The organism is Ruegeria sp. O6, from assembly GCF_056535045.1.
This window is the reverse complement of sequence record NZ_JBQERM010000001.1, coordinates 274,198-289,376: the sequence shown is the minus strand read 5'-3', so window position 1 is coordinate 289,376 and position 15,179 is coordinate 274,198. Positions and strand designations below refer to the sequence as shown.

Here is a 15,179-nt window from a genome sequence, read left to right as displayed (position 1 = left end):
AGGTCCTATTGGTAGATTTCAGGGAGCAATGTTGTCGACACGGCTGGCACGTAGGCGATCAGGATCACCACGATCAGCATGGTCAATACGAAAGGCACGGCTCGGGCGGCAATCTTCAGAATGGATTCACCGGTAATGCCAGATACGACGAACAGGTTCAGCCCCAGCGGCGGGGTGATAAAACCCACTCCCAGCGCGGTGATCATCATGATGCAGAACTGGATCTCATTCATGCCGATATTGTCCGCTAGTGGTTTCAGGATAGGTGCCAGGATGACGATATTCGGCGTCGTCTCCATGACGCAGCCCGCTGCGATCAGGATGCCGATCATCAACAGGATCAGCAGATATGGGTCGTCTGTCAGCGAGGTCACCGAAGTGACAAACCCCTGAGGTACACCCATGATCGCCAGCGCCTCGGCCAGCGGAGCGGAAAACGCGATGATCGGCAGGATCACCCCGTTCACCTTTGCAGAGCTGACCAGCATCGACGGAAAATCCGCCAATGTCAGCGTACGCAGGATGAAGCCCATGATGATGGTGACGACAACAGCCGTGGCACCAGCCTCAGTCGGCGTAAGTCGGCCCGAAAAGATGCCATAAAAGATAATCCCAGGCACGATAAAGGCATACCAGCCAGACCTGAGCGCCTTGCCCAGATTGGCCAACCACTCCCCCATGGTCATCATGCCGCCGCCTTCGTATGCATAAAGGCGGTTCATGATGATATTGGTGATCAGGATCGACACCAGGATAGCCAGACCCGGGATCAGGGCGGCCAGAAAAAGAGTCGATGCGGAAATACCCAGCACAAGGCCGATGATGATATAGGCAATCGAGGGCGGTATCAGGATGCCGGTGCAGGCACCGGCCGCGACCAGAGCACAGGCGTAGGGGCGCGGATACCCGCTTTCCACCAACCGGTTGATGGTCATCCTGCCAACCGCAGCAGCCCCGGCGGCGTCCGATCCCGAAATCGCGGCAAACATTCCGCAGACCAGCACCGTGGCCGATCCGAAGCCGCCCTTGGCGAAGCATGTCAAAGCCTCGGCAACATCCAGAAACTTGCGTGACAACCCCGTCCGAACCAGAACATCCCCGGTCAGGATAAACAGGGGCACGGCAGTCAGGGCAAAAGCGTCGATGCCGGTAAACAGGCTCTCTCCGACAAGGCTGAGTGGAAGGTCACCGGACATGATCAGCATTACGATCGCAGCCATTCCAATGGCCGCCCAAACCGGTACGGCCAAAGCGATCAGGGCAACAAACAGGATCACCGGCAGATAAAAATCCCAGCCCAGTTCAACGGTTTGATTGAGGGAGTTCCAAAGCATCCGGTCTCTCCTCAGTCAAACAGTTTGTCGCCTTCGAAGACGGGCGTGCCGTCGCGAAGACATTTCAGATCGCGCAACAGGGATTGGATCAGCCGCCAGATCATCAGGGCAAACCCGGTCGGCACGGCCATCAGGAACCAAACCTTGGAAATCCGCAATCCGTCCGTAACGGAACCAAACTTGGCTGAAACGTGCACGGCTTCATACGACCAATAGAGTGCGATGATCGCCACCAGGAACATCACCAGATCGCCGAAGATATAAAGCAGTGCCTTGGGGCGCGGCCCGACATAGTGCATGATCACATCGATCCGGATATGAGCGCGCTCTTTCACCGCGGCAGCAGCACCGATCCAAGCCAGATAGATAAAGGAATACCGCACGATTTCCTCGCCCCAGATCGAGGAATAGGCGAATATCTCGCGCCGCAGCACCTCGATGGCCATGGTGATCACCAGCATCACGTAGAACACCAGCAGCAACCAGCGTTCGGCGTTTCGGTCAATGTTCTGAAGAACGGTCATCTGATCCTCCGGCGATGGGACAGCCCAGTCCGTACCTGCCTTGACGGGCCACTGTCGGCCGCGCGGTACAAGAATCGTGGACGCCGACAGGCGCCCACGGGTTTCACCTTAGGCGTCGTGGACGTAGTATTTGCCCTGCGTACCAGCCGCTTCGACCAGCTTCTCAAAGTTGTCCATCGAACCGGCCAGTTCCGTCTTGAACGGATCCCATTCCGAACGCTGATACCCACCGGCATACTGCCATTCCGCCAGCTGATCATCGCTGAGCGAATGGAATTCAACACCAGCTTTGTTCAACTCGGCCATGGCATAGGCGCGGGCCGACGGAACCTTGGACAGGTTCTGATGACCAGTCATCTCGGCACCCCACATGATGCCTTCCTGCACGTCAGCAGGCATCGAGTTGAACCACTCCAGATTACAGGAATAAACCTGACTGTCCGGAACGGCCTGCGTGAAGGTCACATGGCTGAGGATGTCCTTGAAACCAAAGACATACAGTGCTCCAACTGACGGGTCGAGCGCGTCGGCAACACCCTGCTTGATCGCCGAAGGTGTTTCACCCCATGCCACAGGCGTCGGGTTGGCACCAACCATGCGATAGTATTGTTGCAGCATCTTCGAACCGGGAACGCGGAACTTGATCCCGCCCATGTCCCCCGGTGTTATGACCGCATTGCCACCCTGCCGGACTGCGACAACACGCGGATCGATATTCACGTAGAACAACGCCTTGAAGCCTGCCGCCTCGACCTTGGGGTGGACTTCGCTTTTCCACGTGTCCGAATGGACAAGGTTGGTGAAGCGCTGGTTCGACCCGCACAGATACGGCATGTTGATCAGGTCGACCGTGGACGCAAAAGGCGCAAAATTCGACAGCGAGTGCTGCGCGGCCTGAATGGTTCCACCCTGTACTTTCTGCACCAGCGCACCGCCCGCGCCAAGCTGACCACCGGGGGCCAATTTGACATAGACCTTGCCGTTGGTAGCATTCTGGATGTTTTCCTTCAGATCCAGCTGCATGATCGGATAGCTGCGCGACGCACCCAGCACATAGGCTGTGGCCACCGTCATAACGTGGTCTGCGGCCTTTTCGCGCTCACTCTCTTCTTTTGCGGTTTGCGCGGCAGCCTCGGAAGACCACAAAACACCCCCTGCCCCGGCAACCAATGCGGCCGTGAACGCGCCACTTGCGCTCAGCTTCAGAAAGTTGCGACGTTCTGTTGACGTCAGTTCAATCTCGTCGTTGTTCATGAATTGCCCTCCCAAGCAAAAGTTCAGCTGCCGTCTGTTGCGTTTCGGTCAGCTTCCTTTTTCAGAATCGCGACAACGAACAAAATCGACGCCGCGAACAGAACCAACATCTCTCCTACGTCACCAAGAAACGCGCGGCCTGCGAAAGCACCCAAAGCAACGTTGGCGAAATAGATCGCGAAAACGACGACAGATGCAGCAAGGACCATTTCCGGGACTCCCGTTCAGAATCGGCTCAACACCTTTGTAAGCGCTTACATCAATATTGCAAGCGCTTACATTGGTGCTTTCATCATTTGAAAAATGCGATTAACTTAAGCCAACTGGAATTGAGAGTTCGAGAATGTCAAAACATCGGTCTGCTCCGACACTGGATGACGTTGCCAAGGCCGCGGGTGTTTCGACCGCGACAGTGTCCCGGTGTCTGAACAACCCGCAACAAGTTGTTGAAGCAACGCGCAAGCGTGTCCTGTCGACGGTCGAGGAATTGGGGTACACGCCAAATTTCGCGGCCCGCGTGATGGCGGCCAAGCGGTCATTTACCATTGGCGCCATCATCCCCACCATGGAAAACGCGATATTCGCAAGGGGGTTGCAGGCGTTTCAGGAAGAGATACATCAGCGTGGTTACACGCTGCTGGTCTCCAGTTCAGCCTATGAGCCCGAAGCGGAAAAGGATCAGATCCGAACCCTGGTCGCACGGGGTGCGGATGGGCTGTTATTGATCGGTCATGACAGGGACGCAGATATTTACGATTATCTGGACAGACGGAAAGTGCCCGCGCTGGTTGCCTGGTCCTTTCTGCCGGATAAACCTGTGCCGTCAGTTGGGTTCGACAACCGCAAGGCCATGAAAGCGCTGGCAGACCAGATCATCAGACAGGGACATACGCGTCTTGCGACGATATCGGGTATCAGTTCGGGTAATGACCGGGCGCGGCTCAGGATCGCTGGGATAAAAAGCGCCATGGCTGAACACGGCCTGCAGCCGGATGACCTAATGGTGATCGAAACCACGTATGAATTCGAAAATGGCGCGACGGCATTCAGGGATCTCATGGCGACTGACATGCCGCCGACCGCAGTTTTGTGCGGAAACGATGTTCTGGCAGTCGGCGCATTGAGGCAGGCGCAGAAAATGGGGCTCCGAGTGCCCGAAGACGTGTCGATTACAGGCTTTGACGACATCGAAATCGCGCGCATTGTCAGCCCTGCCCTGACAACGGTTCACGTGCCCCACCGTGAAATGGGTCAAAAGGCTGCGCAGGAGTTGATACGAATGATCGAAACGAACTCTGCGGGCCAGTCTTTGGAGCTTTTGACCCATTTGGTCACCCGAGACTCCTTGCTTGACCGCATTCCTTAAGGCTCAGAAAGTTCGGCGGTTCATTGCGTGTAAAAGGCGCACCGGTCTACGATTCAGTGTGACGATCCGCTTTCATTGACCTGAGTCAAAGCACGCAAAGTGACCACATAGTGAAGTACGAATATATCAACGGGCCCGACGCTCACCTGCCTGACCCCAAGCAAATTTACCGGTGATCAGTACTTCAACGGCGCGAAGGTTTCACTCCACGGGCGCGGCAAATGCGAGGCGCGCTCTTCTGCCGACTACGCTCTGGCTTCTCGGGACCAACCGCACGTCAGTCACTCATATGATCGAGGCAACGGGACCAAGCAGAGAAACTTTAATGTCAAACCAAGACACGCAACGCATTCCAATTGGCGGATAGATGATGTCCATCGTTGAACAAAAGACACCAAAGCTGCGGCGGGCGCTGACGACCCCGCTGCTTACGCTCTATGGGCTTGGGGTAACCGTGGGCGCTGGAATTTACGTGCTTGTTGGTGCGACGGCCGGGATTGCGGGCCCGTATGCCGCGGTTTCGTTCCTGATTGCTGCGCTTGTTGTTGCGCTGACCGCCCTGTCATACGCAGAACTGGCAACCCGATATCCTGTGAGTGCGGGTGAGGCCGCCTATGTCGAAGCTGGGTTTCAGAAAAGCTGGATGGCCGTGCTGGTCGGTCTCGCGGTGGCCGCCTCGGGCATCATCTCGGCCTCGGCCGTGGCTATCGGGGCCGCGTCGTACCTTCAAACGCTTACAGGTTTAGGCATTTCAAGTCTGACAATCGGTGTAGTTCTGATCATGGGGCTGATCGCCCTATGGGGGATCACGCAGTCGGTAATGGTGGCGGCAGTCATTACCATCATAGAAATCAGCGGGCTACTTGTCGTTATTGGTTGGGGCCTGTCCCTTCCTGAGCCTCAGGGCTATGCGCTCACCCAGATGGTTCCCGGGCTGGACCCAACCGCCTGGAGAGGGATATTGGCCGCTTCGCTTCTGGCGTTTTTCGCCTTTGTCGGTTTCGAGGACATGGCGAATGTCGCTGAAGAAGTTAAAGACCCCGCCGGAACAATCCCGAAAGCGATCCTGTTGACGCTTATTCTGGCCACGGTCTTGTATCTTGGTACGTCCATGACTGTTCTGTATGTGGTGCCGATCGATGTCCTTTCGACGTCCGCCGCACCGCTGGCCCTGATTTTTACGGACGCGCCCGAGGTTATCCAGCAGGGGTTTTCGACCATTGCCATCGTAGCCACGATCAATGGTGTTCTGATCCAGATGATCATGGCATCCCGCGTGATTTACGGGCTCGCGGATCGGGATCATTTGCCTAAGTTTCTGGCTACGGTATCTCAGGTCACTCAGACGCCAACGGTAGCGACAATCATGGTCACGGCGATAATCCTGTTGCTGACCCAAACGCTTCCAATCGCCATTCTGGCCGAGCGCACGTCGCAAATTGTTCTGGGGGTCTTTGTGCTGGTCAATCTTTCACTGATCCTTTTGAAGACCCGGGCTGAAACCGATGAACCGCAGTTCCGCGTGCCTCTTGTTGTTCCCCTCTTTGGGGTGGTGACCAGTTTGTTGCTTTTTGCGTCCGCGTTTCTGTAAGCCTGTATCATTGGGTCAAGGAAATCCTGCGATGCGATTTACGTGAACATGACCACTGACCAGCCTTCTACAGGAGCGCCGCTTTCTGCATGGTGGCAAAGAACCTTTGTTGATCTGGCGCGACAGATGCGATGGTCCTACCTGCCACCGCTCATGGTCTACTTTGCCGCCGGGGTTTCTGGCCTGACATCGGTCGTCGGCGCTTTTTTTCTTAAGGACTATCTTAACCTATCCGCTTCCTTTGTAGCCGGGTTGGCGTTTTGGGCCGGGCTTCCCTGGATCTTGAAAATGCCACTGGGTCATATCGTTGATCTGTTTTGGCGGTGGAAGTCATTGCTGATCCTATTGGGGGCAACCCTGATCACCTTGTCCCTGCTCACCATGTACGGGCTTGTGGCCTTTCCCGGACATATGGTTGATGTCATACCGCTGGAACACTGGTATATCATTGCCCTGCTCTTGGCGCCTTCCGGCTATGCCATTCAGGATGTCGTCGCCGACGCGATGACGGTCGAGGCCGTTCCAAAGATCAATCCCCACGGGCAGCCGTTTTCGCCCGAGGAAACCCGTGCGCAGCATACAACAATGCAAACACTGGGCAGGATCGCCATTTTCTCGGGATTCGCAGCCGTAGCCGCGGTCAATATCTGGGTGTTCTCGGGAACCGAGGGCATGCAGAAATCAGACCGTCTTGCATTGTATGGCAACGTCTATCTGATCGCGCTTGTCATTCCCCTGTTGTCCGTCAGCGGTGTGGTTTTGCACGGTTTGATACAGCGTCAACATCTTCGCCTAGGTCATCCCCCGCATACTCCTGACGAAACCACCGAGGTCAAATGGCCAATCCTGCTGGGCGGTCTCGCCTTTGTTGTACTGAGTATCGTGTTGGGAACATCGAATTTCCAACTCGCCCAGGAAACTATTTTTGTAGTCTCACTGAGTGTGATCTTGTACCTGATGTCGCGCTTGGTGAAGGAACTGAACCCAAATCAGGCAAAGGCTCTGATTGGTACGGCGATAATCATTTTCGTGTTTCGTGCGGTTCCTTTGCCCGGGCCGGGGCTGACCTGGTTCGAAATCGACGAGTTGGGGTTTGACGAGCAGTTCCTGGCAATCCTGGCGCTTCTGACGTCCCTGCTTGCACTGGTCGGGCTCATCGTTCTGAGACCGTTTATGGCCAACCGCTCGATTGCGCAGGTCGTTATCATTCTGACCATCGCGTCGGGGGTCCTCGCCCTGCCCAACCTTGCGCTGTATTACGGCGTGCATGAATGGACATCTGCGCATACCGGCGGGATCGTAGACGCGAGGTTCATTGCAATCCTCGACACCGCAGTTGAATCCCCGCTGGGTCAAATCGCGATGGTTCCGATGCTGGCCTGGATCGCACGTAATGCTCCTGTGCATCTGAAGGCAACTTTCTTTGCCGTCATGGCGTCATTCACCAACATGGCCTTGTCGGCCAGCAGTTTGGCAACGAAATACATGAACCAGATTTTCGTGGTGTCGCGCGCGGTAACCGACCCGGAAACCGGTGTCGTCACATCGATTGCCGATTACGGCCAACTTGGACACCTGTTGATCGCCGTGGCCCTGATTTCTGTGATCGTTCCGTTGACGGTCGTATTCTTTGTTCAAAAATCGCCTTTCCAGACCAGTGATTGATCACTGGCTGACAGTTTCATTCAGCAAGGTTTTCAGGTGCAAAACCGGAACCCCGATGTTTGAACCCCCGAACTCTGGCAGGATCGCGGCGTTAATCGCGACCACCTCTCCCTTGCGGTTCAGGGCCGGCCCTCCGCTTCCTCCTGAGGTTGTTTCTGCGTCGTAAACGACTGCACCCGGGCTTGTCTGCGCCACGATTCCTCGGCTGGCGAGAGGTTGAACCTGGTTTTGCGCAGATAACCGTGCGGCGATCGTCCAGAAATTGACGGACCCGTCTTTCTCGAGCGTTTTCAGAAATTCCGGCCCCGCCTGCGCAATTAACGCTTTCAGGCCAGTAGGATACCCCAGAAGAAAGACTTCGTCACCGCTGCGAGGAAGGTCATCGGCCAGTCGTAATCCCAGCCCCTCGATACGGTTTGGATCAACCGACAAAAGCGCCAGATCAGCGGTCTCACTGAACCGGTCCAAAGTGGCCTCGATCGGGTCGGCCTGACCTGGCAGATAGGCCAGCAACCGCAGCATCTCGGCCTCAAGACCTGCGTTTTTCAGTGCCTGAGCCTTGTCGCCGGATGTCCAGGGCAAGGCAACGTGGCGGTTGGTGGCCAACCGCGGTGTACCCTCCAGCAGAAATCCGGTGCCTGTGAACTGGAACTCTGCGGGCTCACCTGTTGCCTCCGGTTCGATCCAGGGTTGACCGAAGGGTGTTTGCAACTTCTCTCCGTTTGGCCCCAACACATGGCGCAGCAGTTTACCGCTTTCGATATGACGTAATCCGTAGGCGCCCTGAATGAAAGCCACGGATTGAGTAGAGGCGGTGATAACCCGGGTGGACGCCCCCGCGCGCTGTTCAAGGGTACCCAACCGCTGCTCGGTTGATATCAGCTGGTTCTGAAAGGCATCCCTCAACGCCACAAGGTCTTCTGGAGTCAGCACATCTTCCCGCGTCTGGCTAAGCATGGCCGACACCGCTTCGATCTTGCGGGCTTCCTGTTGCAGGCTGTCGGCCAGTCTACGGTCGTTTTGATAAAGCAGGAACAGCAGACCTGCGATCAGCGCAATCGCTACAACCACCGTAATCCTGAAGAACATAGTGGTTTGAGAAACAAGCCTTCGCCCACTCTCACGCAGCGCACCCGACATTCTTTGGGCAAAGGGCCGGCGACTTGACCGCGCATAAGCATAGGCGTCACTCAGGATATCCTCGACCGTGTGACGAATGGGAAACCTCTGAGTACAAATGCGGTATCGGGAGATCGGCCCCAATTCGCCAAACTCGATCATGTCGCCGTGTTTCAGCGTTGCCGACACAATCTTGTGGCCATTGACCCAGATGTCTTGCCCCGCCAGCGCGTTGAGCACATAGCCCCCCTCGGACCACTGAAGCGTTGCGATATCTTCGTCATGGGGCGGTGTGTTGTCTTTCAGGCGCAGACCTAGAGCACGGCCTTCGCCAACAGAAACAGTCAATGCGCTGTCAACAAGCCAGGAAACCGTTCCACGGGACGGGCCGGTCAGGCTCTCCAGAAAGGCATGAACATCACCTGCGCAAGGCTCTTGGGGTGTACTCGTACCGGTCTGATCAATTTCCCGCATAGTTGGGCTCTGCTCAACAGTGATGGCGTCACTCTATCATAAGACGCCCGGAATCCTACCAATCGCGAGAGGGATGCCCAAAACCGGAAATATCCACTGGCACAAGTCAATTTGGTGGAACGTCCCGATACGACCCCCATGCCTGCCGGAGCAGGCCTTCACCGGAAATCGCCGTCTGACCTGAAAGTTCTGGAGCGGGTAGCGGGAATCGAACCCGCGCGTTCAGCTTGGGAAGCTGACAGGCTACCATTACATCATACCCGCCGCACCCCTGAGATATAACCAGAGTTCCCTGACACGCAAGCCGGATCGTTTCAGGTTGCCCGGAAAAAGTCACTCGGTCCGCGCACGAAGACTGTCGATCAGCGAGTCATCTACATCCAAAGCCTGGATGGCCGCCTCAAGCGTGCGGCTGTCCAGATGTTGCGGGTTCAGATCGACCCCGGCTGAAAACGCTTTGACAATGGCTTTCATGGCGCTGATGCGCGCGTATCTTTTGTTATTGGCCGGTATCACGTGCCACGGTGCCAGATCGGTCGACGTCCGGGCCAGCATTTCATCCACGGCGATCTCGGTAACATCCCATTTCTCGCGATTCCTGAAATCTTCGTATGTCAATTTCCAGCGCTTCAGCGGGTTTCTCAGCCGTTCAGTAAACCGCTGCATCTGTTCATCTTCAGAGATGTGGAAGAATAGCTTGACGATCCGGGCACCATCGTCGACCAGCATGCGTTCGAAATCATTGATTTCCTGATAAGCAGCGCGCCAGCGTATTTCCGGGGTCAGGTTCTCGATCCTCTCGACCAACACGCGCCCGTACCAGCTGCGGTCGAATGCGGATATTGCTCCGGACGGTGGCAAACGTTCCCAAAACCGCAGCAGGTAATGCCGGTTGAGGTAGTAGTTCCGGGGTGCCCCAATTGGCCAGACCTTAAAGCTGCGCGGGTCCAGAGCCTGGCTGATCCTGCGAATGGTTCCCCCCTTGCCTGCCGCATCCCAACCCTCGAACACCAGCACACCCTTGAGCCCGTGAAACAGATACGCTTGTTGAATCCTGGCCAGCTTGGCCTGAAGATCAATCAGTTGCTCGAAATACTCCTTTTTGCCCAACCTCTTGGTCAGATCCGCTTCTGAGAGTTTCGGGGGGTGATATTTACGCATGGTGCCACCTGATCGTTGCGTCCCGGATCAAGATATCCTGAACCCTTGCGCAAAATCGACATTGATCAGGGGCAAACGAAAAAGGCCGGGCACAGTGCCCGGCCTTTGCTGTTTTTTGTTGATGCAATCAGGCGCGGCGACGACGGCCACCGCCGCGACGACCACCGGCTGCGCCACCGGCCTCGTCAGGTGATTTGTTGAACCTGATCCACTCCCCACCATGCGGGTCGTTGTTGGTCAGCAGGTTGGCGGCGCGGATGGCCTCCATCTCCTTACCGGCGCGCGGCTTGGTGGAGCCCAGGCCGAACATCTGAACGAACGCCTCGTCATCCATGCCTTCGGGCAGGATGATGCCAGCTGCGGCAACGGCTTCTTTTTTCTCGGCAATTTTTGCCTGCGTCACTGGCAGAGCCACCGGGTTCATGATCGCCGAGGTCATGCCGGCACCCATTGCCATCGGCAGGAAGGCATTGTTGATGCCGTGTCGGTTCGGCAGACCGAACGAGATGTTGGACGCGCCACAGGTGGTGTTAACACCCAGCTCCTCGCGCAGGCGACGGACCAGAGCAAACACCTGCTGACCGGCAGTTGCCATCGCACCGATCGGCATGACCAGCGGATCAACAACGATGTCGTGCGCAGGGATGCCGAAATCAGCGGCACGTTCAACGATCTTTTTGGCCACTTCGAAACGGACATCGGGGTCTTCCGAGATGCCTGTGTCGTCGTTCGAGATTGCCACAACAGGAACATTGTATTTTTTGACCAGCGGCAGAACCAGTTCCAGGCGCTCTTCCTCACCTGTGACCGAGTTCAGCAGCGGGCGACCTTCCGCCGCCTCAAGACCCGCTTCCAGAGCACCGGGAACCGACGAGTCGATACACAGCGGAACTTCAACCAGCCCCTGCACCAGCTCAACGATCTTGCGCATAAGCGGCGGTTCGGTCTCGTTCGGGTTTGGGTTCGAGTTGTAGACGACGCCCGCATTGATATCCAGAACGGTTGCGCCCGCCATCACCTGTGCCAGCGCATCTTTCTCGACGGTCGAGAAATCGCCTGCTTCCAGTTCGGCCGCCAGCTTTTTCCGACCGGTCGGGTTGATCCGCTCGCCGATCACGCAGAACGGTTCGTCAAAGCCCAGAACGGCGGTTTTTGTTTTTGATTCTACGACTGTACGGGTCATGTCCGTTCCTTAGGAGTTTGCAGGCTGCGCCGAGGCGCCGCCATTATTGATCGCCCAGTTGGCGTTGGTTTTGATCCCGCCCAGCGGGAAGAAGTGCACGTTGGTGATGTTGAAATCCGGGTTGGCCGCCTTGTGGTTGGCCAATTCAGTCACAACATCATTCGGCTCATAGGGCAGCAGAAGCTTCGACACATCCATGGCGCGCTTTTGCAGAACTTTCAGCGACGGGCCGACGCCGCAGGCAATTGCGAACTTGATCAGGGTCTGCAGTTTGGCCGGACCGGCGATACCGATGTGGATGGGCAGGTCGATACCCGCCTCTTTCAGACTATCTGCCCAGGCGATGATCGGTTTGGCATCGAAGGCAAACTGGGTTGCCAGCGCCATCTCGGCATCCGTGGTCTCGTTGAATTTCTGTTTCCAGCGCAGGGCGTCATCGACATTCTTGGTGGACCCATCGGGATCGATGTCCTTGTTCCCCTCGGGGTGACCGGCAACATGAAGACGTGTGAACCCTGCCTTGTCGAACAGACCGGTTTCCATCAGCTGCATGGAACTGTCGAAATCGCCATGCGGCTTTGTCACGCCACCGGCCAGCAACAGCGCCTGTTCGACGCCCGCCTCGCCCTGGTACATCGAGATCCAGTTTTCCAACGTCGCCGAATCCTTGATGATCCGCGCCGGGAAGTGGGGCATGACAGGATAGCCTTCGGCTGCAATCCGCTTGGCTGTCTTGACCATATCTTCAATCGGGGTGCCTTCGATATGGGCAATGTAGACGCGTGTGCCTTCGGGCAGCAGCGCGCGGAAATCCTCGACCTTTTCGGCGGTCCGCGGCATGACCTCGATCGAATAGCCTTGCAGGAAGGCTTCGACGGTCGGGTTCACAGGGCTGTTTTCGACCACATCACGTTTCTTGAAGTTCAGCAAAGCCATTGAGGCCTCCCATTAAGATCCGGGCTTATGCCCAACCGTCATTTGCGATCAGCGCTTTAATGCGGTCCTGATCGTATTCCTTTTCCAGACGCAGGGCCTCGGCCTCGGCTACTTCTGCCGGGTCGCCATCAACCGCAAAAGGCTCGGCCTTGCGCCATTCGGCCAGATAGGCATCACTGTCCTTGGCGTTTACCTTCATGGCGGCGCGGTCGATGGCTTGCTCGAACCGTTCTTCCAATTGCCGCTTCGCGCCGCGACGGCCTTTGCCGACGATGACCTGAGCGGGAATGTCGCGCCAGTACACGATGGTGACGTCAGGCATTACTGTGATTCCTCCTAACCCGATGGGCCGGTTCTAAACTTCAATGTGGGGATGGGTCGGTCGGTTTTCGACACCCGGCGCTTTTCAAGCGACGTTTTCGCCCACGGTGGCGTGGCGGGGTTTTAACCCGTCTCGCGACGAAAACGCATACCAAAATTCTCATTGTCACTATGAGAGCGCTGCATAATGAACAAAAAGCCCCGGACGGCATGACCCGCCCGAGGCTTGATTCAGCGCGTCTTGCCAGGGTTAACCGACCAGCCCGCCGTCTAGACGAGTAACCGCAATGATGGCTGAACGTGGAACCGAGTTACCACCGTCGGGCCAGTGGCTGTTGCCGTCTTCACCGGGGTGCTGAATACCAACAAACATGGTGCGGCGATCCGGCGACCAGCTGAGCCCAGTGATCTCACACTCGTTCGGTCCAACCAGAAAACGACGGATTTCACCGGTAACCGGGTCGCCTGCCAGCATCTGGTTGTTCCCCTGCCCTTCGAAGTCGCCCTCGTTGCTGTATTTGCCGTCGGTCTGGATCCACAGCAGGCCGTTGCTGTCAAACTTCAGCCCATCGGGCGAGTTGAACATGTTGTCGGCGTTGACATTATCCGAGCCGCCATAAGCATCCTGATGCACGGTCGGGTTTCCGGCCAGTACATACAGGTCCCATTCAAACCCCGATGCGCCATGATCACCGCCTTCAGGACGCCAGCGCACGATCTGACCGTATTTGTTCGCATCGCGCGGATTCGGCCCGTTGACCGAAGTGTCGTCGCCACCGGCATTCGGTTTCACACCGCGGTTCTTGTTGTTGGTCAGGCAGCAATAGACCTCGGGCGCGTTCGGATTGGCCGCAACCCATTCCGGGCGGTCCATAGTGGTCGCGCCCACGGCCGACGCTGCCTGTCGCGTATGGATGCAGATTTCGGCCTGCGACGTCATACCAGTTGTTTCGGGGGTCAGGTCCAGCCACTCACCAGTCCCGTCGTCGTTGAACTTTGCAACCGACAACGTACCGTTCTCAAGCAGCGCATTCGTATCCACACCAGCGGCATAAACACCTTCCGAGACGAAGCGATACAGGAACTCGCCCCGTTCATCATCGCCCATGTAGACGACGACGCGACCGTCATTGTTCACAATGGCCTCGGCGTTTTCATGCTTGAACCGACCAAGCGCGGTCAGCTTGCGAAGCGTCGAGGCCGGATCGGTTGGGTCGATTTCGACAACATAGCCTGCGCGGTTCGGCTCGTTGGGGTTTTTCGAGACATCGAAACGCTCGTCAATTCCGGCCCATCCGTATCCCCAGTCTTTGGACGAAACGCCATAGCGCTGAAGTTCGGCGCTGACTTCATGGTTTTCGTCTTCAGCCGAGAAGTAGCCGTTGAAATTCTCTTCACAGGCCAAATACGTCCCCCATGGGGTCATGCCGTTGCCACAGTTGTTCCAGGTGCCCTTAGAGGTGGTGCCTGTCGGATCAGCGGCAGTTTTCAACAGATCATGGCCCGCGGCAGGGCCCGTCAGTGACATGTCTGTCTGCGGCGTGATGCGGCGGTTATACGGGCTATCCTTAACAATGCCCCACTTGCCATCGGTAGCTGCAATCTCGACCACCGTCACACCATGCGCCATCATGCCTTTGGCAACATCGTCATCCGAGGCGGCCTTGGCGTCCGGGTTGTTTCCCCAAAGGATATCGCGATTGGTGTATTCGTTGTTTACGACCAGCAGAACGTGACCCTCGTGCAGAAACACATCCTGACCGTCGGTGTTATCACCGAATGCACGTTCCTGACTGGCGGCAGTTCCACGGGTGGCCGGATCGAATTCGGGCGCATCAGACCAAAGCGGATCACCCCAGCGCACCATCACCTCGGCCTGGTAGCCCGGCGGCACGATGACGTCATCGGCAGTTGACGCCGGAATCGCCTCGAACGCAAAGCGATCTGCGGCTGCACGTACACCAGTCGGAAGCAGCGCCCCACCCAACGCCGTGAAACTTCCCATCGCCAATACGCCGCCCAGAAACCCACGACGTGATAAGGCACGCTCAACGACGCGGTCAAACTCACATACCTCTGGGCGCGGATTCACCACTTCATCGAATTCGTCAAAGGTCAGGACACGTTCATCTTTCATGGCAGGCTCCGTCTGCGGCTAATTGCGATCAAGAATCCCTCAACCGGGATCAAAGTTCAAATCGCACCTCAGTATGAACGGCGTGTGACATCCAGACTAAATTCGAAATGGAAA

The 15,179-nt window shown here is 56.7% G+C and carries 13 protein-coding genes and 1 tRNA gene; 3 read left to right on the top strand and 11 right to left on the bottom strand.

Features of this window, described 5'->3' with window-relative positions; translation table 11 throughout:
- Window positions 1-5: 5 nt before the first annotated feature.
- From ACR0DY_RS01415 to ACR0DY_RS01400, 4 genes are all read right to left on the bottom strand, one after another.
- Window positions 6-1,334, bottom strand: coding sequence for a TRAP transporter large permease (locus ACR0DY_RS01415; protein WP_480472864.1), 1,329 nt, complete (start codon window positions 1,332-1,334; stop codon window positions 6-8).
- An 11-nt stretch (window positions 1,335-1,345) separates the two neighbouring features.
- Complete coding sequence (locus ACR0DY_RS01410; protein WP_209503870.1) at window positions 1,346-1,858, bottom strand: TRAP transporter small permease; 513 nt, start codon at window positions 1,856-1,858, stop codon at window positions 1,346-1,348.
- A gap of 108 nt (window positions 1,859-1,966) precedes the next feature.
- Window positions 1,967-3,112 carry a TRAP transporter substrate-binding protein gene (locus ACR0DY_RS01405; RefSeq protein ID WP_480897699.1) on the bottom strand — a complete coding sequence of 382 codons (1,146 nt, stop codon included), beginning with the start codon at window positions 3,110-3,112 and terminating at the stop codon, window positions 1,967-1,969.
- A gap of 23 nt (window positions 3,113-3,135) precedes the next feature.
- Window positions 3,136-3,321: a hypothetical protein gene (locus tag ACR0DY_RS01400; RefSeq protein WP_267366030.1), complete on the bottom strand. Its 186-nt coding sequence runs from the start codon at window positions 3,319-3,321 to the stop codon at window positions 3,136-3,138.
- 134 nt (window positions 3,322-3,455) lie between these two features.
- Between ACR0DY_RS01400 and ACR0DY_RS01395 the strand changes: the two genes are divergently transcribed.
- The 3 genes from ACR0DY_RS01395 (at window position 3,456) to ACR0DY_RS01385 (ending at window position 7,734) form a co-directional block, all read left to right on the top strand.
- Window positions 3,456-4,478 carry a LacI family DNA-binding transcriptional regulator gene (locus tag ACR0DY_RS01395; RefSeq protein WP_480480847.1) on the top strand — a complete coding sequence of 341 codons (1,023 nt, stop codon included), beginning with the start codon at window positions 3,456-3,458 and terminating at the stop codon, window positions 4,476-4,478.
- Between the two features lie 370 nt (window positions 4,479-4,848).
- Entirely contained in the window at window positions 4,849-6,069 is a 1,221-nt protein-coding gene (locus ACR0DY_RS01390) for an APC family permease (RefSeq protein ID WP_480485584.1), read from the top strand.
- 48 nt (window positions 6,070-6,117) lie between these two features.
- Entirely contained in the window at window positions 6,118-7,734 is a 1,617-nt protein-coding gene (locus tag ACR0DY_RS01385) for an MFS transporter (RefSeq protein WP_480538237.1), read from the top strand.
- On the opposite strand, the gene ACR0DY_RS01380 is transcribed toward ACR0DY_RS01385, so the two are convergent.
- From ACR0DY_RS01380 to ACR0DY_RS01350, 7 genes are all read right to left on the bottom strand, one after another.
- Entirely contained in the window at window positions 7,735-9,327 is a 1,593-nt protein-coding gene (locus ACR0DY_RS01380) for a trypsin-like peptidase domain-containing protein (RefSeq protein ID WP_480897697.1), read from the bottom strand.
- A gap of 190 nt (window positions 9,328-9,517) precedes the next feature.
- A tRNA-Gly gene (locus ACR0DY_RS01375) sits at window positions 9,518-9,591 on the bottom strand.
- 69 nt (window positions 9,592-9,660) lie between these two features.
- On the bottom strand, window positions 9,661-10,488 hold the full coding sequence (locus tag ACR0DY_RS01370) for a polyphosphate kinase 2 family protein (protein WP_480480841.1): 828 nt from the start codon (window positions 10,486-10,488) through the stop codon (window positions 9,661-9,663).
- A gap of 127 nt (window positions 10,489-10,615) precedes the next feature.
- Entirely contained in the window at window positions 10,616-11,671 is a 1,056-nt protein-coding gene (locus tag ACR0DY_RS01365) for a methyltetrahydrofolate cobalamin methyltransferase (protein WP_480545562.1), read from the bottom strand.
- A 9-nt stretch (window positions 11,672-11,680) separates the two neighbouring features.
- The gene (locus tag ACR0DY_RS01360) at window positions 11,681-12,607 is read right to left on the bottom strand and encodes a methylenetetrahydrofolate reductase (protein ID WP_480545561.1); all 927 of its coding nucleotides are present in this window, start codon (window positions 12,605-12,607) and stop codon (window positions 11,681-11,683) included.
- Between the two features lie 25 nt (window positions 12,608-12,632).
- Window positions 12,633-12,929, bottom strand: coding sequence for a virulence factor (locus ACR0DY_RS01355; protein WP_209503861.1), 297 nt, complete (start codon window positions 12,927-12,929; stop codon window positions 12,633-12,635).
- 249 nt (window positions 12,930-13,178) lie between these two features.
- Window positions 13,179-15,065: a PhoX family protein gene (locus tag ACR0DY_RS01350; RefSeq protein ID WP_480545560.1), complete on the bottom strand. Its 1,887-nt coding sequence runs from the start codon at window positions 15,063-15,065 to the stop codon at window positions 13,179-13,181.
- Window positions 15,066-15,179: the final 114 nt, after the last annotated feature.